This window comes from Leifsonia sp. Leaf336 (assembly GCF_001423695.1).
Lineage (GTDB): Bacteria > Actinomycetota > Actinomycetes > Actinomycetales > Microbacteriaceae > Leifsonia.
On record NZ_LMOZ01000001.1, the window covers coordinates 982,516 to 1,005,673 of the forward strand.

Annotated in this window: 18 protein-coding genes and 1 riboswitch; of the genes, 11 read left to right on the forward strand and 7 right to left on the reverse strand. The window is 71.9% G+C overall.

The genetic code is table 11. The features are described 5' to 3' along the window. Positions 1–48: 48 nt before the first annotated feature. Positions 49–3,315: an ATP-binding protein gene (locus tag ASF88_RS04785; RefSeq protein ID WP_055914934.1), complete on the reverse strand. Its 3,267-nt coding sequence runs from the start codon at positions 3,313–3,315 to the stop codon at positions 49–51. 57 nt (positions 3,316–3,372) lie between these two features. Here ASF88_RS04785 and ASF88_RS04790 point away from each other — a divergent pair, with 57 nt between their 5' ends. The 3 genes from ASF88_RS04790 (at position 3,373) to ASF88_RS04795 (ending at position 4,684) form a co-directional block, all read left to right on the forward strand. After that, positions 3,373–3,954, forward strand: coding sequence for a class I SAM-dependent methyltransferase (locus ASF88_RS04790; protein WP_055914937.1), 582 nt, complete (start codon positions 3,373–3,375; stop codon positions 3,952–3,954). A 158-nt stretch (positions 3,955–4,112) separates the two neighbouring features. Next, a complete protein-coding gene (locus tag ASF88_RS21050) occupies positions 4,113–4,244 on the forward strand; it encodes a hypothetical protein (RefSeq protein WP_268765636.1) in 132 nt (43 codons plus the stop codon). Then, the gene (locus ASF88_RS04795) at positions 4,241–4,684 is read left to right on the forward strand and encodes a type II toxin-antitoxin system VapC family toxin (protein ID WP_055914940.1); all 444 of its coding nucleotides are present in this window, start codon (positions 4,241–4,243) and stop codon (positions 4,682–4,684) included. Before ASF88_RS21050 ends, ASF88_RS04795 begins: the two co-directional genes overlap by 4 nt. Before the next feature lie 21 nt (positions 4,685–4,705). Here the strand turns inward: ASF88_RS04795 and ASF88_RS04800 are convergent, their stop codons facing one another. Further along, complete coding sequence (locus ASF88_RS04800; protein ID WP_055914943.1) at positions 4,706–5,281, reverse strand: CoA-binding protein; 576 nt, start codon at positions 5,279–5,281, stop codon at positions 4,706–4,708. Beyond that, positions 5,278–6,576 carry an O-acetylhomoserine aminocarboxypropyltransferase/cysteine synthase family protein gene (locus ASF88_RS04805; protein ID WP_055914947.1) on the reverse strand — a complete coding sequence of 433 codons (1,299 nt, stop codon included), beginning with the start codon at positions 6,574–6,576 and terminating at the stop codon, positions 5,278–5,280. The genes ASF88_RS04800 and ASF88_RS04805 overlap by 4 nt, the downstream gene beginning before the upstream one ends. Before the next feature lie 114 nt (positions 6,577–6,690). Next, positions 6,691–6,756: riboswitch (guanidine-III (ykkC-III) riboswitch) on the forward strand. Between the two features lie 11 nt (positions 6,757–6,767). Here ASF88_RS04805 and ASF88_RS04810 point away from each other — a divergent pair. Beyond that, a complete protein-coding gene (locus ASF88_RS04810) occupies positions 6,768–7,082 on the forward strand; it encodes a DMT family transporter (RefSeq protein ID WP_055914950.1) in 315 nt (104 codons plus the stop codon). A 33-nt stretch (positions 7,083–7,115) separates the two neighbouring features. Here the strand turns inward: ASF88_RS04810 and ASF88_RS04815 are convergent, their stop codons facing one another. After that, a complete protein-coding gene (locus ASF88_RS04815; protein ID WP_055914952.1) occupies positions 7,116–8,705 on the reverse strand; it encodes a S53 family peptidase in 1,590 nt (529 codons plus the stop codon). A gap of 58 nt (positions 8,706–8,763) precedes the next feature. Further along, a complete protein-coding gene (locus ASF88_RS04820) occupies positions 8,764–10,398 on the reverse strand; it encodes a dolichyl-phosphate-mannose--protein mannosyltransferase (RefSeq protein ID WP_055914955.1) in 1,635 nt (544 codons plus the stop codon). A 25-nt stretch (positions 10,399–10,423) separates the two neighbouring features. Here ASF88_RS04820 and rsmI point away from each other — a divergent pair, with 25 nt between their 5' ends. From rsmI to ASF88_RS04845, 5 genes are all read left to right on the forward strand, one after another. Then, positions 10,424–11,245: a 16S rRNA (cytidine(1402)-2'-O)-methyltransferase gene (gene rsmI / locus ASF88_RS04825; protein ID WP_055914958.1), complete on the forward strand. Its 822-nt coding sequence runs from the start codon at positions 10,424–10,426 to the stop codon at positions 11,243–11,245. A gap of 72 nt (positions 11,246–11,317) precedes the next feature. Continuing rightward, positions 11,318–12,907 carry a methionine--tRNA ligase gene (gene metG / locus ASF88_RS04830; protein ID WP_055914961.1) on the forward strand — a complete coding sequence of 530 codons (1,590 nt, stop codon included), beginning with the start codon at positions 11,318–11,320 and terminating at the stop codon, positions 12,905–12,907. Next, complete coding sequence (locus tag ASF88_RS04835) at positions 12,904–13,833, forward strand: TatD family hydrolase (protein ID WP_055914964.1); 930 nt, start codon at positions 12,904–12,906, stop codon at positions 13,831–13,833. The genes metG and ASF88_RS04835 overlap by 4 nt, the downstream gene beginning before the upstream one ends. Continuing rightward, positions 13,830–14,675, forward strand: a complete 846-nt coding sequence (gene rsmA, locus ASF88_RS04840) for a 16S rRNA (adenine(1518)-N(6)/adenine(1519)-N(6))-dimethyltransferase RsmA (protein WP_055914967.1) — start codon at positions 13,830–13,832, stop codon at positions 14,673–14,675. The genes ASF88_RS04835 and rsmA overlap by 4 nt, the downstream gene beginning before the upstream one ends. 44 nt (positions 14,676–14,719) lie before the next feature. Further along, positions 14,720–15,664, forward strand: a complete 945-nt coding sequence (locus ASF88_RS04845; protein ID WP_055914969.1) for a 4-(cytidine 5'-diphospho)-2-C-methyl-D-erythritol kinase — start codon at positions 14,720–14,722, stop codon at positions 15,662–15,664. A gap of 175 nt (positions 15,665–15,839) precedes the next feature. Here the strand turns inward: ASF88_RS04845 and ASF88_RS04850 are convergent, their stop codons facing one another. After that, entirely contained in the window at positions 15,840–18,722 is a 2,883-nt protein-coding gene (locus tag ASF88_RS04850) for a helix-turn-helix transcriptional regulator (protein ID WP_055916669.1), read from the reverse strand. A 155-nt stretch (positions 18,723–18,877) separates the two neighbouring features. On the opposite strand from ASF88_RS04850, the gene ASF88_RS04855 reads away from it, so the two are divergent. Further along, complete coding sequence (locus ASF88_RS04855) at positions 18,878–20,677, forward strand: ABC-F family ATP-binding cassette domain-containing protein (RefSeq protein WP_055914972.1); 1,800 nt, start codon at positions 18,878–18,880, stop codon at positions 20,675–20,677. A 269-nt stretch (positions 20,678–20,946) separates the two neighbouring features. On the opposite strand, the gene ASF88_RS04860 is transcribed toward ASF88_RS04855, so the two are convergent. Then, the gene (locus ASF88_RS04860; RefSeq protein WP_235493283.1) at positions 20,947–21,477 is read right to left on the reverse strand and encodes a GNAT family N-acetyltransferase; all 531 of its coding nucleotides are present in this window, start codon (positions 21,475–21,477) and stop codon (positions 20,947–20,949) included. 77 nt (positions 21,478–21,554) lie between these two features. On the opposite strand from ASF88_RS04860, the gene ASF88_RS04865 reads away from it, so the two are divergent. Beyond that, positions 21,555–23,156 carry an acyl-CoA dehydrogenase family protein gene (locus ASF88_RS04865; protein WP_055914975.1) on the forward strand — a complete coding sequence of 534 codons (1,602 nt, stop codon included), beginning with the start codon at positions 21,555–21,557 and terminating at the stop codon, positions 23,154–23,156. The last annotated feature ends 2 nt before the right edge of the window (positions 23,157–23,158 follow it).

The window sequence follows — 23,158 nt, forward strand, 5'->3', positions numbered from 1 at the left end:
ATCGAGCGGAATCTCCTGTCTGCGGTCGGGCCGGCGGCCCCGCCGGTCTCAGGGACGCACGTCGCCCAGGAGCGCCAGCCCGCGCACCGCCGCCGCGTCCCGCGTCAGCGCCGACACCGCGTTCTCCGCCGCCGCGAGTCGCTCGTCGCCCCAGGCGCGACGCACGCGCGCGGCGAGCGGCGCCCGCCTCAGGCTCTCGATGTCCTGCCGGGAGTTGGATCGCTCGGCCAGCGCGAACAGCTCGAGCCCGGCATCGACCCACTGCGAGCCGCGAGCTTCGCCGACCTCGGCGTCCAGCATCCAGATCGCGAAGCCGAGCAGGCCCGTGCCGATCACCGGCTTGTCGAGGTAGGGCGGGTTGAGGCGCCCGTTCACCAGCACCCGGGTGCGGAGGCGCCGCGCCGCTGCGGCGGTGTCGCCTCGGTCGAGGAGGGCGGGGTCGACCTCTTGCGCCCGCAGCCGGGCCGCCACCAACGCGGCGCCCAGGATCGTGAGCCAGGGGTTGGCGACCGCGTCGCGCTCCACGGACGAGTCGTCGAGGTAGACGCCGATCGCTTCGTCGTACAGCCGGACGCCCTCGGTGAAGTCGCCCTCGGCCAGGGCGATCTCGGCCATGCCGGCGAAACCGATGCCGTAGTAGTCGACGTAGTCGAAGCCGGTGCGGTCGACCTCCTCGTACAGGTAGTTCTCGAGGAGTTCCCTGCCGCGTTCGATGTCTCCGGCCGAGATCGAGTTGACGGCGATCAGCCAGTCCAGCTGGCGCAGGTCGCCGGTGGCTTGGAGGAGCGCCAGTCCGGCATGCGCGCGCTCGGCCCACTCGAGAGCCTCGCGCGGGTGGGCGAGCTGGCTGTGCAGCTGGGCGAGCGCCTGCGCCGCCGATGCGATCGACCACGCGTCCTCGGCCTCCAGCGCCTTGGCGTGGGCGTGAGCGGCCGTGACGAGGGCCTGATCGAGCTCGCCCGCGTTCTCCTGCAGCTGGGCGGTGAGGAGGCTGCCCATCGCCGCCAGCTCGGGGTCCGCAGAGCGGCTGAAGTCCGCGAGGAGGCGCATCCCCGGCTCGACGTGGCCGGCGGAGAGCACCAGGCCGGCGATGGCGTCGAGCCGCGGGTCTCCGAACGGCTTCTCGCGGCGCAGCTTGCGCAGCCGGGAGATGGCGCGGACGGCGGTGCGCAGGCCTGCGTAGAGGAACGTGCCTCCGACGAGCGCGTAGCAGGCGGCCGCGGCCTCGCGGTCGTCGCCCTCCGGCTCCCACCCCGACAGTGCGTCCATCACCGCCGGGCCGAAGCCGAGGACCTCCGTGTGGGTGCTCCGCAGCGACCAGTAGTAGGCCAGCACGGCGAAAACGGCGGCGGTGGTCGCCTGGCGCCGGCCGTCGATCGCCGAGCGCAGCACGGCGACCAGGTTGTCCTGCTCGGCCGTCACCAGCACGAACGTGGGCACCTGCTCCGGACCATGCATGTGGGCGAGCGCATGACGGGCGAAGCCCACTGCCCAGGCGTCCATGCCGGCGCGCACCTCCTCGGTCTCACCCGCGGAGGTCAGTTCCAGATCGCCGAACTCGCGCACGGTCTCCAGCATCCGGTAGCGGAGGATGCCGGTCTCCGCGTCCTCCGTCACCGTCACGAGCGACTGCGCGACGAGCGCGTCCAGGTCGTCGAGCACCGACGCGGCACCGGAGCCGGCCACCGCCTCCGCAGCGGCGGAGCTGAACCCGTCGGGGAACGCCGAGAGCCGGCGCATCAGCGACTGCTCGGACGCGCCGAGCAGGTTCCAGCTCCAGTCGATGACCGCGAACAGCGTGCGGTGGCGCTCGGGAGCGGTGCGGTCGCCGCCGGTCAGCAGCGCGAACCGGTTGCTCAGCCGGCGCTCGATCTCCTCCACCGACAGCGAACGCGTCCGGGCCGCGGCGAGCTCGATGGCGAGGGGGAGGCCGTCGAGCCGGGCGCACAGCCGGGCCACGGCCTCCGCGGGCAGCACGACGCCGGGGCGTGCGGCCCGCGCGCGCTCGGCGAACAGGCGGGCCGCCGGTCCGTCGTCGTCGGCGGGAAGGGGGCCGAGGGCGTAGACGCGCTCTGCCCCGATAGCGAGCGGCGCGCGGCTGGTGGCGAGCACCCGCACAGTCGGCGTCGACGAGAGGATGTCCTCGATGTACCCGGCCGCGGCGTCCACGATGTGCTCGCAGTTGTCGACGATCAGCAGGGTCTCCCGCTCCGAGAGCAGCCCGAGAATCCGGGAGCGCAGATCGAGCTGTGCGCCGGGGTCGCTGAGCCGGGTCGCTCTGGCCTCGCGGATCCCGAGCGTGGAGGCGAACGCGAGCTCCACGTCGTCGCCGGTGCGCACGCTCGCCAGCTCGACCAGGATCACCGCGGGCGTGTGGATGGCGCGCTGGCCGATCTCGTTCGCGAGTCGGGTCTTGCCCAGGCCGCCCGCGCCCAGGATCGTCGTCAGACGGGAGGTGGCCACCAGGTCCTCGACGGCGTCCAGGTCGTACTCCCGGCCGACGAGCGAGTTCGGGGCGGTGCGGAGCCCGATGCGCACTCGGCGCGGGACGATCGGCTCCCGTGCGTCGTCCTCGGCGAGGAGCTGCGCGTTGAGGGCGACCAGCTCGGGTCCGGGACGCGTGCCGAGCCGGTCGAGCAGGGCCTCCTTGAGGTCGGCGAACGCCAGCAGGGCGTCGCTGCGCCTGCCGGCGTCGGCGAGGGCGCGCATCCGCTCGGCGTGCAGGGCTTCGTCGTAGGGGCGCTCCGCGAGCAGCTGCTGGAGGTCGGCGAGCGCGGTCGCGGAGTCGCCGCCCTCTCGTGCGGCGGCCGCCCGCACCGCGAGCAGCTCGGAGCGCAGCTGGCGCGCCGCACCGGCGAGCTCGTCGGCGAGGCGCGTGCCGCTCAGGTCGAGGCCGGGCTCGCCCCTCCAGAGCGCGAGGCCTGCGCTCGCGCTGCGTACGGCCGCGACCGGATCGGCCGCCTCCCGTGCGGCCCGCGCCCGCTCGAGCAGGACGCGCGCGAGGCCGAGGTCGGTGCCGTCGGGTTCCACCGCCAGCGCATATCCGGACGGCGTCGACTCGACGAGGCCGTCGGCGCTGGTCGTCCGCACCCGCGACACCAGGGTCTGCAGGGCTGCGCGCTCCTGCCGCGGGGGCGCATCGTCCCAGAGGTCCTCCACCAGCGCGGCGACGGAGGCCGCGCCGCGGGCCAGCACCAGCGCCACCACGAGGCTCTTGCCGCGGGTGCCGGGCGGCTCGGCGAGGGCGCCCGTACGGTCCTCGACGAGCACCGGGCCGAGCACGGCCACTCGGAGGCTGGCGGGTGCGGATTCCACTCGCCGATCTTAGCCAGGGCGGGGCATCGCGCGCGGCACCGCGCGTAGGCTCAGCCCATGGCGTTCGACTGGTCGCAGTTCTACGAGAAGCAGGGCGGTCGCGGAGTGCGTCCCACGTTCGAGGCGGCGCTCGACGCGTGGACCTCCGAACCCGGCCTGGCGATCGACCTCGGATGCGGCGACGGCGTCGAGACGCGCGAGCTCGCGGAGCGCGGGTGGCGGGTGCTGGCGGTCGACTCCGATCCCGGGGTCGACGAGCGCGTCAAGGAAGGACTCGGGGAGGAGGCGTCCTCGCGCGTCGAGACCCGGCGCGCGACCTTCGAGGCGCTCGGCGAACTGCCGCACGCCGATCTGGTGTACGCAGGGTTCGCGCTGCCGTTCTGCGACCCGACGCGCTTCCCCTATCTGTGGGCGGACATCCGCGACGCCATCGAGCCCGGCGGGCTGTTCGCCGGGGAGCTGTTCGGGCCCGACGACGAGTGGTTCGGGCGACCGGGCATGAACTTCCACGACCGCAGCGGTGTGGAGGCCATGCTCACCGGGCTCGACGTGGTGAGGCTCGTGGAGGACGACCGTCGCGGGATGTCGTTCGAGGGGCCCAAGCACTGGCACGTGTTCCACATCGTCGCGCGGGCGTGAGGGGTCTGTCCTCCCCAGCTCGCGCGCTCGACGGGTTCTCCACGGGTCTTCTGCAAGAACGCCTCCGCGCAATCCCGCGGGATCACGATGGACGCACGGCGCTCGCCAGAAGGTGGTCGCCACCATCGCCGTACGGCCTCACACTCCAGGAGTACCTCATGCATGAACTCACCCACCTCGCCGATGGGTGCCCAATCGATGTCCTCGACAGCGTGCGCCGAAGGGCCGAGCACTTTCCCCCGATCGACCGGGAGGTCGTCCTCGAGATCATCGCCGCAGGTCGCGAATGACCGGCGTCGCCGAAGGGCTGCCCGAGACGGTCGTCGTCGACACCAGCGCGTTGGTCGGCCTGCTCATCGATCCGTCCGCGGCGGGTCAGACGGTGGCCGAGCGGCTCCGCGGCCGAGACCTCGTGGCACCGGATCTGATGTTCGCCGAGGCCGCGAACGTCCTGCGCAAACTGCATCTGCGCGGGCTCCTCAGCGACGGGGAGGCCTCCATGGCCTACGCAGAACTGCTGGAGCTGCCGATCGACGCGTGGCCGTTCGAGTCGGTCGAACACCGCGTCTGGCAGCTTCGCGGAGGCATGAGCGCCTCCGATGCGGCGTTCGTCGCGCTCGCCGAGTTACTCACCGCGCCGCTCGTGACGAGCGACGCCAGGCTCGCCCGCGCGGTGGAGGCGCTGCCGGCGTCCAAGATGCGCCGAGTGGAGGTGGTCGACGCTCTCTGAGCAGCTGGCGTGGGGCCCGGGTCAGCGGATGGTCTTGCGCGCCGTGATCTGGCCGGTGTCGAAGCCGAGCAGGTGCAGGCCGCCGTGGAAGCGGGCGTGCTCGATCTTGATGCAGCGGTCCATGACGACGGTGAGGCCGAGCGACTCTCCGTACTCGGCGGCCTCCTGGTTCCAGATGCCGAGCTGCACCCACACGGTGGGAACGCCGAGCGCGGACGCCTCGTCGATCACGCCGGGGATGTCGCTGGGGCGGCGGAACACGTCCACGATGTCCGGCACCTCGGGCAGCGAGGCGAGGTCGGGGTAGGCCTTGTGCCCCAGGATCGTGTCGGCGTTCGGGTTGACGAAGTAGACCCGGAAGTTGGTGGACTGCAGGAGGTACGTTCCGACGAAGTAGCTCGAGCGGGTCGGGTTGGAGGACGCTCCGACGATCGCGACCGACTTCGCGTTCCGGAGGATGCGCAGGCGTTCCTTGGCGTCGGGGCCGGTCCAGGTGCGCTGCGACTTGAGCAGCTTCGCGAGCGGCGAGTCCGCGGGAACGGAGCAGCTGAGACCGTTCACGAGCTGGACGTCGGTGGTCTGGACGTCGGTCGTCATGCTGCCGCCTCCTTCAACGCTGCGGTGAGGGCTTGATCCAGATCGTAGATGATGTCGTCGACGTCTTCGATGCCGACGCTGATGCGCACGACTCCGGGGAGCACACCGGCGTCGAGGAGCTGCTGCTCGGTCAGCTGGGCATGCGTCGTCGATGCCGGGTGGATCACGAGCGTCTTCGCGTCGCCGATGTTCGCCAGGTGGCTGGCGAGGTTGAGCGACTCGATCAGACGCTGGCCGACCTCCCGGCCGCCCGCGACGACGAACGAGAACACACTGCCCGGACCCTTCGGAAGATACTTCTGCGCGCGCTCGTGGTGCGGGTGCTCCGGCAGTCCGGCCCAGAAGACCTTCTCGATGCGCGGGTCCGCATCGAGCCACTCGGCGACAGCGCGGGCGTTGTCGACGTGGGCCTGGATGCGGTACGGCAGGGTTTCGACGCCCTGGGCGAGCAGGAACGCCGAGTGCGGAGCGAGCGACGGGCCGATGTCGCGCAGCTGCTCGGCGCGCAAGCGGGTGAGGAACGCGTACTCGCCGAAGTTGCCCGACCACTGCAGGCCTCCGTACGAAGGGACCGGCTCGCCGAACAGCGGGAACTTGTCGGTGTGCCAGTCGAAGCGGCCGCTCTCGACGACGACGCCGCCGAGCGTCGTGCCGTGGCCGCCGAGGAACTTGGTCGCCGAGTGGATGACGATGTCGGCGCCCCACTCGATCGGGCGGTTCAGATACGGCGTGGCGATGGTGGAATCGATGATGAGCGGGAGCCCGGCGGCGTGCGCCACCTGGGCGAGGCCCTCGATGTCGGCGATCTCGCCGGACGGGTTGGCGATCGTCTCGGCGAAGACGAGCTTCGTGCGGTCGTTGATGGCGGCGGCGTAGTCGGCGGGGTCCGAACTCTGGACGAAGGTCGTCTCGACGCCGAACCGGCGGAGGGTGACATCCAGCTGCGTGATCGATCCGCCATAGAGGTTGGCGGAGGCCACGATGTGGTCGCCGGCGCCGGCGAGGGAGGCGAACGTGATGTACTGCGCGCTCAGGCCGCTCGCGGTCGCGACCGCGCCGAGGCCGCCCTCGAGGCTCGCGATCCTCTCCTCGAAGGAGGCGACGGTCGGGTTCGCGAGACGGGAGTAGATGTTGCCGTACTTCTGCAGCGCGAACCGCGCCGCGGCGTCCGCGGTGTCGTCGAAGACGAAAGCGCTCGTCTGGTAGATCGGGAGTGCGCGCGCACCGGTCACGGGGTCGGGGATGTTGCCCGCGTGGATCGCACGCGTCCGGAAGCCATATTCGCGATCAGCCATGCGGCCACGCTACCGGAGGCCGCCCAGGCACCGGCCTGGTCCAACGTAATACGCGGACATCGTTCGCCCGCTCGCCGTGCACTGCTCGTGCCCAGCCCGCTGTCGTAGCGTGGAAGGGATCGCGGCGACTGCGATCCCGGACGACGGTTCAGTACCCGGAGCGCGACAAGACTGGCCAAGGAGTCGTCCTCGTGTCCTGGATCGTCCTCATCCTCTCCGGCGTGCTCGAAGCCGTTTGGGCTACGGCCCTCGGTAAGTCCGCCGGCTTCACCCGCCTCTGGCCGAGCGTCGTCTTCGGTGTCGCTCTCGTGGCCTCCATGGCCGGCCTCGCCTACGCGATGCGCGAGATCTCGACCGGCACGGCCTACGCCGTCTGGGTCGGCATCGGCGCCGCGCTCACCGTGCTCTACGCGATGATCTTCGGCGGCGACGGCTTCTCCGTGGTGAAGCTGCTGCTCATCCTCGGCCTGGTGGCCTGCGTCATCGGCCTCAAGCTGGTCCACTGAATCGAGGAGCGGCGCACGCCGAACGGCGCACCGTCACAATGCCGCGAGCAGCCGCGCCCCCTCCGGCACCCCCAGCCCGGTGCAGGCGTCCCAGCCGGCGCCGGCCGCGTATGCGCCGTTGTTCCCAGACGTGATGTCACGGAAGCCCGCGGCGACCTGCCCGGCGCGGGTGGAGTCGTAGAGCGCGGGCTGCACCAGCCCGAACCGCTTGCCCGTCGACTGGGCGAGGCGCGCGATCAGTGCCGCCCACAGCGGCGCGACGGCGCTGGTGCCGCCGATGACCAGGTCTTTGCCGTCGACCCGCACCTGGTAGCCGGTCTGCGGGTCGGCGACCGCCGACACGTCGGGCACCCCGCGCCCGCCGGGGCCGTTCGCGCTGCCCCCGGCGTCCGTTCCTCCCGGCCCGGCCGGCACGCCGACGCCGCCCTGCCACGACGGAAGGGGGAAGACCGCGCTCACGCCGCCTCCGGTCGCACCGTTGCCGGTGCCGTTGTTCCACACCGTCTCCGAACGCACCGCGCCGGTGGAGGTGTCGGCGTCGAGCCGGGTGCCGCCGCAGGCGAGAGCATGCGGCGACGACGCCGGGAAGTCCACGTGCGCCTTGCCGTCGCCGACACGGTCGCTGCTGCCGTCGTCGCCCGCGGCGACCGTGGTGGTCACCCCGAGCGCCGCGGCATCCTGCAGCGCCTGGTCGAAGGCGGTGCGCGCCTGGGCGGTCCACTGGTCCTCCGACTGGCCCCAGCTGATGCTGATGGCAGCCGGAGTGGGCGTCGCATGTGCCGCGGTGCTGACCGCGTCCAGGAATCCGGCATCGGTGTTGGGCGCGAAGTAGACGACGATCGAGGCGCCGGGCGCGAGTGCCCCGACGACTTCGATGTCGAGCATGACCTCCCCGTCGGCGCCGTTCGGGTCCTGCCCCGGCACGTTCGCTCCGCCGTCGACGCCCACCGCCGTGACCGACGGCGACGGGATGCCGAGTCCGGCGAAGTAGGTGTCGAGGTCGGTCTGCTCGTAGCCTCCGCCGAGTTCGACGATCGCGATCGTCTGCCCGCTGCCGTCCGCTCCCGCGGGGAAGTCGTACACGGTGCCCAGTTGCGGCGGGGTGTAGCTCGTCGACACGGCGGCCGGCCGTGCGACGCGGAACTGCGCGCGCGCCTGAGGGCGGTCGTCGAGGCCGAGAACCGCGGTCACGACACCGTCGAGCTCGGCGGGGATGCTGAGGCCGCCGGAGCGCTGGCGGTAGCTGGGGGCTTCGGCGCCCGCATCGGCGGGCCGCGACTCCGCCAGGTCGGTCCCGAAGACGCGGGCGAGCACCGAGACCGGCCCGGAGACCCGCACCCGCCGCTCGGCGGCGTTCTTCTCGTCGATGGTCACGCCGAGTCGCGCGAGCGTCGAGACGACGAGGTGGAGGTCCTCCGGCGACGCACCGTACCGGTCGCCGAGCTCCTGAGCGGTCAGCGGAGACGCGAAGACGTCCTCCGGCAGCGGCGCCCGGCGGCGCAGGATCAGCGTGGCCTCCACGGGGGCGTCCGGGGCGAGGGCGCCGTGCGCCTCGTAGCCGGTGCGCTCCGGCCGTTCGCTTCCGGGAAGGGGGACGAGGTTCAGCGGCTCTTCGGCATCCATACTCCACGGTCTACCACCGGGCGCCGACAGCCGGAACGGGCGGGGCCTGAGAAGGGCGTCAGACCCAGCTGGGCAGCCACATGTGGATCCGCCAGTACCAGAACGGCACCTGCTGGCCCGTCCAGAGCGGCCAGAAGAACACGCTGACGACCGTCGCCACGACCAGGAAGACCGTCACCCAGGCGATCCCGCGCCGGCGCCGATGCTCCGGGTCGGTGCGCCTGCCGAGCACGATGCCGATGACCGCCGCCAAGCCGAGGATGAGGTAGGGCTCGAACGCGATCGAGTAGAACTGGAAGATCGTGCGGTTGATGTACAGCATCCACGGCAGATAGCCCGCGGCGAGCCCGGTGAGGATGAGGCCGATCTGCCACTCCCGGTATCGCGCCAGCCGGTACACGAGGTAGAAGACCGCGGCGGCGGCGGCCCACCAGATGATCGGGTTGCCGAGCGAGGTGATCGCGGCGGAACACCCTCCCGGTGCGGTGCAGCCGGCCTGGCCGTACGCGTTGCCGGTGTAGTACATGCTCGTCGGCCGGATCATGAAGAGCCACGTCAGCGGGTTGGACTGGTACGGGTGCGGCACGTGGAGGTTGATGCTGTAGTTGTACATCTCGGTCTGGTAGTGCCAGAGGTTCTGGAACCACAGCGGCACCCACGACAGGGCGCCCGTCCACTGCGCGTGCACCGACTCCGCCCAGTTGCGGTAGTAGCCTCCGCTGGTCACGAGCCAGCCGGTCCAGGTCGCGATGTAGGAGACGAACGCGATCGGCACCATCAGCACGAAGGTCGCAGGCGCCTGCTTGAGCAGCGAGCCGGTGACGTAGAACGCGACGCCCTCTCGGCGGCGGGCCAGCGCGTCGACCACGACGGTGTACACGGCGAAGAACGCAAGGAAGTAGAACCCCGTCCACTTGACCCCGGCGCAGAGCCCGGTGAGGATGCCCGCCGAGATCAGCCAGGGCCGCCACCAGATCACCGGCCCCCAGGCCGGGTCGCGGCCGGCCGAGCGGTCCGCGGCGAGACGCGCCGCGAGCCGGGTCGCGTGCCAGCGCCGGTCGAGCAGCACGCAGCCGAACGCGAGCAACGCGAAGAACATCACGATGTTGTCGAGGAGGGCCACCCGGCTCATGACGATCGCGTGCCCGTCGATCGCCAGCAGGAAGCCGGCGATGGTCGCCACGATCGTGGTCTTGAACATCATCCGCGCGATCAGGAACACGACCAGCACGGCCAGGGTGCCGACGATCGCCGTCGAGAGGCGCCAGCCGAACGAGTTGCCTGCGCCGGTCGCGGCCATCCCCAGCGCGATGATCCATTTGCCGAGCGGGGGGTGGGCGACGAACGAGGGCGACGAGGAGAAGATGTCGGTGTCGCCTGCGGCGAACGATTGATCGGCCTTGTCGGGCCAGCTGCCTTCGTAGCCGAGGTGGAACAGGCTCCAGGCGTCTTTGACGTAGAAGGTCTCGTCGAAGACCAGCACGTGCGGCGAGCCGAGGTCCCAGAGGCGCAGGATCGCGGCCAGCAGTGTCACGCCGAGGGGCGCTCCCCAGTACCAGAGCTTCAGGCGGAGCGGCGTGCGCAGCACGCGCGCCCACCAGTCGTCGAGCCGGCTGCCGGTGCGCTCGGGGGCCGCATGGGCGGCGGGAGCGACGTACGCGGTGTGGTCCGCGAGTGGGGAAGGGGAGCTCACCAGGACATCCTGACAGACTGGACTCATGATCATCCTCGCCGCGACGCCGATCGGGAACCTGGGCGACGCCTCCGCCCGACTTGTCGAGGTGCTGGCCTCGGCGACCGTCGTCGCGGCGGAGGACACCCGGGTCACCCAGCGCCTCCTCGCCGGTCTCGGCATCGACAACCGGCCGCGGCTCATCGCCCTCCACGAGCACAACGAGCGCGACCGCGCGGCCGAGCTGGTCGAGCTGGCCCGCGGCCAGGACGTCGTGGTGCTCTCCGACGCCGGCATGCCCACCGTCTCCGACCCGGGCTTCCCGCTGGTGGAGGCCGCGGCCGCGGCCGGCGTCGACGTGACGGTGATCCCGGGTCCGAGCGCGGTGCTCACTGCTCTCGCCGTCTCCGGCCTCCCGACCGACCGGTTCACGTTCGAGGGGTTCCTGCCGCGCAAGCAGGGCGAACGCCGCTCGACGCTGCGAGCGCTCGCGGGCGAGAAGCGCACCATGGTGTTCTTCGAGTCGCCCAACCGGCTCGCGGCCTCCCTCGCGGATTTCGCTCGCGAATTCGGCGACGATCGCCGCGCCGTCGTCTGCCGTGAGCTGACCAAGCTCCACGAGGAGGTGCGCCGCGGCCCGGTCGCCGAGCTGGCGGAGTGGGCCGCGGAGGGCGTGCGCGGCGAGATCGTGGTCGTCGTCGCGGGCGCTCCGGCGCGGGAGGCCGACCCGGCCACAGCGCTCGAGCAGGTGCTCGCGCTGGTCGCCGACGGTGTGCGCCTCAAGGACGCCGCGGCCGAGGTCGCGGAGGCCACCGGCCTCTCCAAGCGCGACCTCTACCAGGCGGCGTTGGAAGCCCGGCGAAGCTGACGAACGCCGCCCCTCGCCGGCTCCTCGGTAACATCGCCGGGCAGGCCTTCCCGCGCCCGTAGGATAGTCAGCATGTCCGACGGCTCCGCGTTCTACATCACCACGCCGATCTTCTACGTCAACGACGTCCCGCACATCGGGCACGCTTACACGGAGGTCGCCGCGGACGTGCTCGCGCGCTGGCACCGCCAGGCCGGCGACGACACCTGGCTGCTCACCGGCACCGACGAGCACGGGCAGAAGATCCTCCGCACCGCGACCGCCAACGGCACCACCCCGAAGGAGTGGGCCGACCGGCTGGTGACCACCGAGTGGCTTCCGCTGCTGAAGACCATCGACATCGCCAACGACGACTTCATCCGCACCACCGACGAGCGGCACGAGAAGAACGTCCAGAAGTTCCTGCAGAAGCTCTACGACGACGGCTTCATCTACGCCGGCGAGTACGAGGCGCTCTACTGCGTGGGCTGCGAGGAGTTCAAGCCGCAGAGCGAGATCGTCGACGGCACGGGGGAGTACGCCGGACAGAAGGTCTGCGCCATCCACTCGAAGCCGCTGGAGCTGCTGCAGGAGAAGAACTACTTCTTCCGCATGAGCGACTTCGCCGATCGTCTGCTGGCCCTCTACGAAGAGCGGCCGGAGTTCGTGCAGCCGGAGTCGGCGCGCAACGAGGTCGTCTCCTTCGTGCGCCAGGGCCTCAGCGACCTCTCGATCTCGCGTTCCAGCTTCGACTGGGGCATCAAGGTGCCGTGGGACGAGTCGCACGTCGTCTACGTGTGGTTCGACGCGCTGCTCAACTACGTGACCGCGGTCGGTTACGGGCAGGACGACGAGAACTTCGAGCGCCGTTGGCCGGCCACCCACCTGGTCGGCAAAGACATCCTGCGGTTCCACGCGGTGATCTGGCCGGCCATGCTCCTGGCTGCGGGCCTGGAGGTGCCGCACCAGGTGTTCGGCCACGGCTGGCTCCTGGTAGGCGGCGAGAAGATGTCCAAGTCGAAGCTCACCGGCATCGCGCCGACGCAGATCACCGACACCTTCGGCTCCGACGCGTTCCGCTACTACTTCCTGCGCGCGATCAACTTCGGTCAGGACGGCTCGTTCAGCTGGGAGGACCTGGCGGCGCGCTACCAGGCCGAGCTGGCGAACGGCTTCGGCAACCTCGCCTCGCGCGTGGTCGCCATGGTGACCCGCTACTTCGAGGGAATCGTGCCGCCGGCGGCGACCTACGAGGAGGCGGACCTCCACGTGCAGCAGGTCGTCGCGAAGGCGACGGCCGACGCCGACGCGGCGATGAGCAAGCTGGCGATCCACGACGCTCTCGCGGCGGTCTGGACGGTGGTCGACGAGCTCAACGGCTACATCACCATCCAGGAGCCGTGGAGCCTCGCGAAGGACGACGCGAAGCGCGAGCGCCTGCAGACCGTGCTGTACACGGCGGCGGAGGGCCTCCGCGCCCTGGCCGTGCTTCTCTCGCCGGTCATCCCGCAGGCCACGGCCAAGCTGTGGACCGCGCTCGGTGCGACCGCCGAGCTCGGGCCGCTGGAGGCGCAGCCGCTGCGCCGCGCGGGTGACTGGGGGCAGCTGCCCGCCGGCACCGAGGTCAACGGTCTCGAGGCGCTGTTCCCGCGGATCGACGCGGACGCGGTGCCCGCGGCATGACCGACCCGGCGTTCATCCGCCAGCGGCACGTCACCGACGGCCGCGACCTCGCCTACCCTCCGCTGCCGGAGGCGCTGGTCGTGCCCGTCTACGACAACCACACGCACTTGGAGATCGCCGACGGCGCCGACCCTCTCGACTACCGCGAGCAGCTCGACCGCGCCTCCAGCGTCGGGGTGCGCGGGGTCGTGCAGGTCGGCAACGACGTCGAGACGTCCCGGTGGTCGGCCGAGACGGCCGCCATCGAGCCGCGGATGCTCGCCGCTGTCGCCCTCCACCCGAACGACGCTCCGGACTACGCCGAGCGCGGCGAGCTCGACGACGCCCTCGCGATCATCGCCGAGCTGGCCGGCCGGCCGCGCGTGCGCGCCGTCGGCGAGACGGGCCTCGACTTCTTCCGCACAGAGGAGGGGCCGCGCCGTGACGCGCAGTTCGCGTCGTTCGAGGCGCACATCGAGATCGCCAAGCAGAACGACATCGCACTGCAGATCCACGACAGGGACGCCCACGCGGCGGTCGTCGCGACGCTGAAGCGCGTGGGCGCCCCGGAGCGGACGGTCTTCCACTGCTTCTCGGGCGACGTCGAGCTGGCCGAGATCTGCGCGGAGAACGGCTGGTTCATGTCGTTCGCCGGCACCGTGACCTTCAAGAACGCTCCGGGCCTGCGCGAGGCCCTGCGCGTCGCTCCCCGGCACCTGATCATGGTCGAGACCGACGCGCCGTTCCTCACGCCGGCGCCGTTCCGCGGCCGACCGAATGCCCCGTACCTCATCCCGCACACGGTGCGGGCGATGGCGGAGACCATCGGCACCGACGCCTCCACACTCGCCGCCCAACTCAACTCCAACACCGAGCTCGTGTACGGGCGCTGGGACAGCGAGCCGGTGGGCGCCCCGCCGACGGAGCCGATCGGGACCATCGCGTGAGCGAGCTGCGTCTGCTCGGTCCCGCCGAGATCCGCGACCTGGCAGAGCTTCTGGACGTCAGGCCCACCAAGAAGCTCGGCCAGAACTTCGTCATCGACGCCAACACCGTGCGCCGCATCGTGCGCGTCGCAGAGGTGGCGGAGGGTGACGTCGTGGTCGAAGTCGGGCCCGGTCTCGGGTCGCTCACGCTGGGGCTGCTGGAGGCCGGCGCGCGAGTCGTCGCCGTCGAGATCGACGGCAGGCTGGCCGCTCAGCTGCCGGTCACGATCGGGCAGCTCGCGCCCTCCGCGGCCGACCGGCTGACGGTCGTGCACCAGGACGCCCTGACCGTGACCGACCTCCCCGAGAGCCCGATCCGGCTGGTCGCCAATCTCCCGTACAACGTGTCGGTGCCGGTGCTGCTGCACTTCCTCGAGACCTTCCCGAGCCTGCTCTCCGGGGTCGTGATGGTGCAGGCGGAGGTCGGCCACCGGATCGCCGCCGGTCCCGGCTCCAAGGTCTATGGCGCCCCGAGCGTGAAGGCCGCGTGGTACGGCGCCTGGCGAACGGCCGGCAACGTCAGCCGCCAGATCTTCTGGCCGGTGCCCAACGTCGACTCGGTGCTTGTCGCCTTCGACCGCCGTGAGTCGCCGCGCGGCGACGAGGCCCTCCGCAAGCGCACGTTCGCCCTCGTGGACGCCGCGTTCCAGCAGCGCAGGAAGACCCTCCGCCAGTCGCTCTCGGTCGTGTTCGGCGACCCGACGGCGGCCGCGACGGCGTTGGAGGCGGCCGGCATCAGCCCGTCGCTGCGTGGCGAGCAGCTCCAGCTCGACGACTTCGTGAGACTCGCCGCCACCACCTGATCGGGTGGTCCGCGCAGCGCCCGTGCGGTGTGTAGGTTTGAGGCATGGTCGAGGCGGGCACGGGGTGGGACGTGGATGCCGTGCATGTGCGCGCTCCGGGCAAGGTCAACGTGTTCATGCGCGTCGGCGCCGTCCGCGAAGACGGCTATCACGACGTCGCGACGGCGTACCAGGCGGTGTCCCTCTACGAGGACGTCCGCGCGCACCGCGCCGATGACTTCTCGGTGAGCTTCGCGGGCAGCGTCGATACCAGCGGTCTGGCGACCGACGGAAGCAACCTCGCGATCAAGGCGGCCCGGCTGCTGGCCAAGAAGACCGGCTACACGGGAGGCGTGCGGCTCGAGATCGACAAGCACGTGCCGATCGCCGGCGGCATGGGCGGCGGGTCGGCCGATGCGGCCGCCACGCTGGTGGCGTGCGACGCGCTCTGGGGAACCGAGCTCGGCCGCGACGAGCTGATGGCGCTGGCCGCACGACTCGGCGCCGATGTGCCGTTCGCCCTGATCGGCGGAACCGCGATCGGCACCGGCCGCGGCGACCGGCTGAGCCCCGCGCTGGCGACGGGCCAGTTCCACTGGGTGCTCGCGCTCCCAGAGGGGGAGCTCAGCACCCCGGCTGTCTACAGCGAGCTCGACCGCCACCGTCAGCGCCACGTGGGCGAGATCGCTCCTGCCGAGCGCAGCCCGAGTGTCGACGCTCCCGTGCTGCACGCGCTGCGGGCGGGCGATCCGGCGATGCTGGCGGAGGCGCTCAGCAACGACCTCCAGGCGCCCGCCATCCACCTCGCGCCGAGCATCGCGGAGGTGCTGGAGCTCGGCGAGCTGAACGGCGCGCTGGCCGGGATCGTGTCGGGCTCCGGGCCGACCGTCGCGTTCCTCGCGGCCGACCTCGACAACGCGCTCGACCTGCAGATCGCGCTCAGCGCGTCCCGCATCCACGCGGTGCGTGCGACCGGCCCCGTCCACGGGGCCCGCGTCATCGGAGACTGACCGCCTGCTCGCGAGTCGGCGCAAGGGGTGCCCGAGGATGCCCGAGCCGTACGCATGTCGGGTTGAGACGATTCGTTGTATGGAGTCGTTTCCATGCGATGCGGTCGGGCATCCCAGGTGTTGACAACGTTAGCGAGGGCGAGCCGTGTCCTCCTAGTGGGGGACGTGAAAACCGTCAACTCTTGACGGGTCGATCGTTTCTGACAGGTCGGCGGCGGGGCAGCGCGAGTGCGCGGAGCTCCCGGCGCGAGCGCATTCCGAGTTTGGCGAGGATGTTGCGCACGTGGAAGTTGACGGTCGTCACCGACACGTAGAGCCGCTCCGCGATCTCCTTGTTCGTCATGCCGGCGGCCAGCGCGTGCGCGACCTGACGCTCGCGCGTGGTCAGCGACGCGAGCGGGTCGGCGGCGGAGGCCCGCTCGGTGTCCGCCGCGGCGTCACCGGCCGAGCGCACCGCGTCGAGGAGCTGCACCGCGCGGGCGAGGTAACTGCTGGCGCCCAGCCGGCGGAAGGTCTCGGCCGCGCGTTCGAGCAGCGCGATGGCCTCCGCGCGCTCGGCGTCGCCGCGTGCGGCTGGCTGCCGCTGCGCACCGGTCGCCTCCGAGGCGAGCAGGCGGCCGGCATCCAGCGCCGCGACCGCGTCGGGGAACGGGAATCGGGACCCTTCGGCCGCCTCGCGGTAGGCCGCGAGCGCGTCGGCCGGTCGGCTCTCCGCCTCGAGCACACGGCCCTCCAGCCAGCGCAGCGAGCCGTAGTACGGCCGCCAGAGCCCGGGGGCGGTGCACCGCTCGTAGGCGGCGCGCGCTTCCGGCGCCCGCCCCAGCGCCGACAGCGCGTCCACGCGATACGTCAGCCAGCCCAGCGTGGAGGCCCGCGTCGCCGCCGTCTCGGCATCGAGCGTCGCCTGATACTGCTCGTCCGGCCGGCCGAGGGCGCGCGCCAGTTCGGCGCGGGCCAGGAACGGCAGGTCGCCGTCGTACGATCCCGTGATGCGCGGGTCGGCCTTCGCGGCGGAGCGCAGCCTCTCCGTCACCGGCTCGATCTCGCCGCGCCCGGCACGCACGAGCGTCGACGTCCAGAGCGCGATCGGCCAGCACGACAGGTCGGTCTCGTCGAGGGCGAGCGCGACGGCGGTGTCGGCCAGGGTCACCGACTCCTCCCATTCGCCCACCAGGAAGAGGATGTGCGCGTAGATCGTGCGCACGAAACCGGCGGTCCAGCTGGTGGGGAAGCGGCGTACGAGTTGGTTCGCCCGGGCCAGGTCGGCGCGCGCCCGGTCGATGTCGCCGCCCAGGATGAACACGCGCGAGCGGGCCACCAGTGCGTCGACGGCCGCTGGGGACTCGTGGTGCGCGAGAAGCTGGTCGAGCTCGGCCGTGAGCGGCGCGAACAGGTCGGGCCGCTGGGCGTGCGCGGCGGAGTTGAGAGCCCAGCCGAGCAGCCGCACCAGGTGCTCCTCGGGTTCGGCGAGCCAGCGCAGCGCCGGGTCGGCGACGTCGTCCGGGTCGGGGCACGCGGCGATGTGCTCGCGGGCGATGTCGAGATGGTCGAGGACCGCGGCGAAGTCGCCCATCGCCATCAGCACCTTGGGGAGCGCCTCCGCGACATGGGTGCGGATCGCACGCTCGTCCGGTGTGACCGCCGGGGCGGCCTCCAGCCGGAGGGCGAGCTCGAGGGCGCCCGGCACGTCCCGCGACAGCGTTCGCACCTCCAGCAGCACGGCATCGCGGGCCGGCGAGGGCGGCAGCGCCTCGATCGCGGGCCGGAGGTCGAGGATCTGCTCGTGCAGCCGGAAGCGCATCGCGAGGAGGCCGAGCTCGATGAGCGAGCGCTCCAGCTCGCCGTCGGTGGCGAGGTGCATGGCCGAGCGGGCGTAGCTCATCGCCTGTTCTGCCCTGCCCTGGTCGGCCGCTGCGAGTGCCGCGCTGAGCAGCTCGTCGACCAGGCGCGGGTCGGCCGTGTCGGCGGCCTCCACCCGGTGCCGCAGTGCGCGGTGTCCGTCGAGCACGTCGGCGGCGACCCGGTGGATCCGCACCCGCCGCTCGACCGTGAGCTCGGCCGCGAGGGCGTCGGCCAGGAGGGCGTGCGCCGGCTCCACCCACAGCACGCCGTCGCGCGGAGTCCCGAGCACGAGCCCGCGCGTGACAGCTCCCGGCACGTCGAGACGCTCGCCCAGGCGCGCCGCGATGGAGCCGACCACCGGGGCGGGCAGCGGGTCGCGCAGCACGGCGACGAACTCCGCCGCGGTGCGCACCGACGGGTCGGCGCCCTCCAGTGCTGCGGAGATGGCGGAGGCGAGCGGCATGATCGCGGTGTCGGGAAGGTCCCAGCCCGCGGGGTGCAGAGCCTGGGCGAAGGTGTCGCGCAGCTGACCCAGGAGGACGCTCAGCAGCAGCGGGGAGCCCTGCGTCGCCTCGGTCAGCCGGTTCGCGGTGCGCCGCGAGACGGCGTGCCCCAGGATGTGTTCCGCGAGCTCCTGGGTGTCCGACACGGTGAGCGGGGTCAGGTCGATGCGCGCGTGATTGACCGACGACGACGCCAGATCCTCGAACAGGGCCGTCACGCTGTTCTGCTGCGGCCGTGTCGCCGCGGTGAAGAGGAAGCCGCGGTCGGACAGCCGGCGCACCACGAACCGAAGAGCCCGGGCGGACGGCTCGTCCACCCATTGCGCGTCGTCCACGATGAGGCACACCGGGCCGGAGAGTGCGTCGATGGCGTCGAGGAGCAGCCTCCCGACGGTGAGGGCGTCGTCGTCGGGCGCCGGGGGCCGGATCGCCTTCGCCCCGACGCCACCGAGTGCGCCGAGTCCGCGCACGAGGGTCTCGACGGTCGCGTAGGCCAGGTCGGACTCGAACGAGTCGGCGCTCACGCGGAGCACCGTCCAGCCGTCGAGCCGCTGCGCCACGTCGGCGAGCAGCGATGTCTTGCCGAGCCCTGGCTCCCCGGTGACGAGCACGGCGCCGCCCTGGTCGAGCGCGCGATGCGCGACGAGGAGGATGGTCTCACGGGCGCGATCCCGGCCGATGAGGGGTCGCGCCGTCGAGTCCACGTCGGTCACGGTCGCCCCCATCCGCCTGCGCGGGTCGGGAACGCGCGGTCCGGTCCGTCGATCATCGCACAACCGGGCCTGCGGTCGGTTTCCCCCAAGGTGGGGGAGCGGCGCCCTGGCGGCGGCCTCCGCTGGCGTGCCGCGACGGTAGGCTGGAGCATCATATGGCTCATCTCCTCGGCGCCGAGTCGCTGCATCTCGAATACCCCACGCGGGTCGTCTTCGACTCGGTGACCCTGGGCGTCTCCCAAGGCGATCGCATCGGCGTCGTCGGCCGCAACGGCGACGGCAAGTCGACCCTCATGTCCCTGCTCGCCGGTCGGCTCGAGCCCGACTCGGGCCGCGTCACGCGCCGGCGCGACGTGACCGTCGGCATGCTCGACCAGCGCGACGACCTGCCCGATGCGCTGACCGTCGGCTGGGCCATCGTCGGAGACCGTGAGGAGCACCTCTGGGCGGGCGATCCGCGCGTGCGCGACGTGCTCGCCGGGCTGGTCGCCGACATCCCCTGGGACGCCACGATCGGCGAGCTTTCGGGAGGGCAGCGTCGCCGCGTCGCGCTGGCCGCGCTCCTGGTGCACGACCACGACCTGCTCTTCCTCGACGAGCCCACGAACCACCTCGACATCGAGGGCGTGGCCTGGCTCGCCTCGCACCTCAAGCAGCGCTGGGCCTCCGGGTCGGGCGCGCTCGTCGTGGTCACCCACGATCGCTGGTTCCTCGACGAGGTGTCGACCTCCACCTGGGAGGTGCACGACGGGATCGTCGAGCCCTTCGAGGGCGGGTACGCCGCCTACGTGCTGCAGCGCGTCGAGCGCGACCGCATGGCGGCGGTCGCCGAGACCAAACGGCAGAACCTGATGCGCAAAGAGCTCGCCTGGCTGCGGCGCGGTGCGCCCGCGCGCACCTCCAAGCCGAAGTTCCGGATGGACGCGGCGGCCGCGCTGATCGCGGACGAGCCGGCACCGCGCGACGCGGTCGAACTGACGAAGCTCGCCACCGCCCGCCTGGGCAAGGACGTCGTCGACCTCCTCGACGTGACGGTCGAGTTCCCGCCGAAGACCGTGCTGCGCGACGTGGAGTGGCGCATCGCGCCGGGGGAGCGCACCGGCATCCTCGGCATCAACGGCGCGGGCAAGTCCACCCTTCTCGGCCTCGTCGCCGGCACGGTCGAGCCGACGGCCGGACGGGTCAAGCGCGGCAAGACGGTCAAGATCGCGACCCTCACGCAGCAGCTCGACGAGCTCGACGGCGTGCGCGACCAGCGCGTCAGCGCCGTCGTCGCCGACAAGCGCACAACCTACCTCGCCGGCGGCAAGGAGGTCACGCCGGGCCAGATGCTCGAGCGCCTCGGCTTCACCAACGCGCAGCTCTCCACCCCGGTCAAAGACCTCTCCGGCGGTCAGAAGCGCCGCCTCCAGTTGCTGCTGATCCTGCTGGACGAGCCGAACGTGCTCATCCTCGACGAGCCGACCAACGATCTCGACACCGACATGCTCGCGGCGATGGAGGACCTCCTCGACGGCTGGCCCGGAACGCTGCTCGTGGTCTCGCACGACCGCTACCTCGTCGAGCGCGTCACCGACCAGCAGTACGCGGTCATCGACGGGGCTTTCCGTCACCTCCCGGGCGGGATCGACGAGTACCTGCGGCTGCGGCGTGAGCGGGGTGCGGCGCCGAGCGCGGCGGGCGGGGTCGGGTCCACTCCGGCGTCCGCTGCTGCGCCCGCTCCCGGCCTCTCGGGCGCTGCGCTGCGCACCGCCGAGAAGGAGCTGGCCTCCATCGATCGCCGCCTCGCCAAACTGGCCGGTCAAGTCGCCGAGCATCACGAGTCGATCGCCCGTCACGACCAGTCCGACTACGTCGGCCTCGGCCGCCTCACCGAGGAGCTGCGCGCTCTGGAGGGCGAGATCGCCGACCACGAGACCCGCTGGCTGGAGCTGTCGGAACAACTGGAGGGCTGACCCGGCAACCCGCGCGCGTGTGGACAACGGAGGAGTTCCGCCCGGACACGCCGGCAGAACGCAGCCAACGGAGGAGTTCGGTGCGACCTGCTGCCGGGACTCCTCTTTTGCCGACGGCCTTTGCCGACGGCCTTTGCCGACGGCCTTTGCCAACGCCGTGCCAGCGCCCGTCGGCAACGGAGGACATCCCAGCGGCCCAGCCTCCGATATCCTCCGTTGGCTGCGTTCTGCCGGCGTGCCGGCCGGGAGCTCCTCCGTTGGCAGCACCCCTACGGCGCCGCGAACAACTCCATCCGCACGTTGTAATACGCGTCGCTCGGGCCGAGCCGTCGCATCCCGATGCGTTCGCACACCCGCTGAGACGCCGTGTTCTCCGGGTAGGTGACGGCCACCACCCGCGGAAGCTCGACGAGCGCCGCGTCGAGGAGCGCCCCTGCGGCCTCTGCCGCGTAGCCGTGCCCCCAGTGGTCGGGATGGAAGTGCCACCCGATCTCGGTGTCGCCCGACGGCCGCAGCGGCTCTGGCCCGGAGGCGGGGATCGGCTGCAGCATCACGGTGCCGACCGGCTCATCGGAGGAGGCCAGCGACACCACGCGGAAGGCCCGCAGGTCGTCCTCGAGCGCGCGCAGCCGTGCCACCCTGCGCGCGGCGTCAGCCGGGTCGGTCATCACGGCGGGCGTCCGGCCGAGGAAGCGGGCGACCTCCCACCGCGAGTACAGGTCGAAGGCGAACGCGGCGTCGTCGTCGCGCCAGGGACGCAGCACGAGCCGGTCGGTGGCGAGCTCGGTCGGGATGTGCACCCGCCCCACCCTAGCCCGCCAGACGCTCGCAAGACCCTCGCAAGACCCCCGCCAGACCCCCGCACTAGACTCGCCGCATGCCCACGCACACCGTCGTGAATCAGGCCCCACCGCGCGTCGACGTCGACGAGTTCGCCGCGAACCTCCCGCTGCGGGAGGCGGTCGAGCGGCACGACGCCGACTGGGCCGTCGCCGACCTCGGGGCGGTCGGGCGGCTGGTCGGGTCCTCCGGCTTCCAGGCCGACGCCGAGCGGGCGAACGTTCGCGAGCCGCAGTTGCGCGCATTCGACCGCTGGGGAGACCGCATCGACGAGGTCGACTACGACGAGAGCTACCACCGGGTGATCCGGGAGGCCGTCGCCGCCGGAGCGCACACCTCCGCATGGGCCGAGCCCCGCCCGGGCGCGAACGTCGCGCGGGCCGCCGCGTTCATGCTGTTCGCGCAGGTGGAGCCCGGGCACGCCTGCCCCGTCTCGATGTCGCACGCGGCCGTCGCCGCGCTCGCCGCCTCCCCGGAGCTCGCCGCCGAGTGGGCGCCGCGGCTGCTGTCGCGGGAGTACGACGGCCGTCTCGGAGCGAACAAGCCGTCGGCGCTGTTCGGCATGGCGATGACCGAGAAGCAGGGCGGCTCCGACGTCCGCGCCAACACCACCCGGGCGCTCGCCGACGGCGACGGCCGCTGGCTGCTGACCGGCCACAAGTGGTTCTGCTCCGCGCCGATGTCGGACGCCTTCCTCGTGCTCGCCCAGACCGCGGGCGGCCTGAGCTGCTTCGTCGTGCCGCGCGTCCTGGAGGACGGAACGCGCAACGTCTTCCTCATCCAGCGCCTCAAGGACAAGCTCGGCAACCGCTCCAACGCCTCCAGCGAGGTCGAGTTCGACGGAACGGTCGGCCACCTCCTCGGCGAGGAGGGACGCGGCGTGCGGACCATTCTCGAGATGGTCAACCGCACCCGGCTCGACTGCGTACTCGGTACCGCGGCCGGAATGCGCCAGGGCGTCGCGGAGGCGGCGTGGCACGTGCGGCACCGGTCGGCGTTCGGCAAGCGCCTCGTCGACCAGCCGGCGATGACGGCGGTGCTCGCCGACCTGGCCCTGGAGTCGGAGGCCGCCACCGCCGTGGCGCTGCGGCTGGCCCGGGCGCACGACGACGATGCCCCGGAGGCCGACGTCGCCTTCCGCCGCCTCGCCACCGCAGTGAGCAAGTACTGGGTGTGCAAGCGCGGACCGGGCCACGCCTACGAGGCGATGGAGTGCCTGGGCGGCAACGGCTATACGGAGGTGTTCCCGCTGGCCCGGCGCTATCGCGAGCAGCCGGTGATGGCCATCTGGGAGGGCTCCGGCAACGTGATCGCCCTCGACGTGCTGCGCGCGCTGGGCCGCGAGCCGGCGAGCGTGGAGGCCTTCGACGCCGAGCTCGCCGCCGCCCGAGGCGTGCACGCCGCGTACGACGTGCACCACGACCGGCTCCGCGGCGCGATCTCCGCGGCCGACGAGGCCTCCGCCCGTAGCCTGGTCGCCGCGCTCGCCGTGGGCCTTCAGGCGTCACTGCTCATCCGTCACGCTCCGGCTGCGGTGGCCGATGCGTTCGTCGCCTCCCGCCTCGGCCCCGACCGTGGATCCCTCTACGGAGAGCTGCCCTCCGGACTCGACGTCACCTCGATCGCCGGCCGGGCCTGAGC

Bases quoted from the DNA above. Each gene is read 5' to 3' on its own strand.
- ASF88_RS04790 (WP_055914937.1), top strand. From the start codon at position 3,373: ATGGCGTTCGACTGGTCGCAGTTCTACGAGAAGCAGGGCGGTCGCGGA.
- ASF88_RS21050 (WP_268765636.1), top strand. From the start codon at position 4,113: ATGCATGAACTCACCCACCTCGCCGATGGGTGCCCAATCGATGTCCTC.
- ASF88_RS04795 (WP_055914940.1), top strand. From the start codon at position 4,241: ATGACCGGCGTCGCCGAAGGGCTGCCCGAGACGGTCGTCGTCGACACC.
- ASF88_RS04800 (WP_055914943.1), bottom strand. From the start codon at position 5,281: ATGACGACCGACGTCCAGACCACCGACGTCCAGCTCGTGAACGGTCTC.
- ASF88_RS04805 (WP_055914947.1), bottom strand. From the start codon at position 6,576: ATGGCTGATCGCGAATATGGCTTCCGGACGCGTGCGATCCACGCGGGC.
- ASF88_RS04815 (WP_055914952.1), bottom strand. From the start codon at position 8,705: ATGGATGCCGAAGAGCCGCTGAACCTCGTCCCCCTTCCCGGAAGCGAA.
- rsmI (WP_055914958.1), top strand. From the start codon at position 10,424: ATGATCATCCTCGCCGCGACGCCGATCGGGAACCTGGGCGACGCCTCC.
- metG (WP_055914961.1), top strand. From the start codon at position 11,318: ATGTCCGACGGCTCCGCGTTCTACATCACCACGCCGATCTTCTACGTC.
- ASF88_RS04835 (WP_055914964.1), top strand. From the start codon at position 12,904: ATGACCGACCCGGCGTTCATCCGCCAGCGGCACGTCACCGACGGCCGC.
- ASF88_RS04845 (WP_055914969.1), top strand. From the start codon at position 14,720: ATGGTCGAGGCGGGCACGGGGTGGGACGTGGATGCCGTGCATGTGCGC.
- ASF88_RS04855 (WP_055914972.1), top strand. From the start codon at position 18,878: ATGGCTCATCTCCTCGGCGCCGAGTCGCTGCATCTCGAATACCCCACG.
- ASF88_RS04865 (WP_055914975.1), top strand. From the start codon at position 21,555: ATGCCCACGCACACCGTCGTGAATCAGGCCCCACCGCGCGTCGACGTC.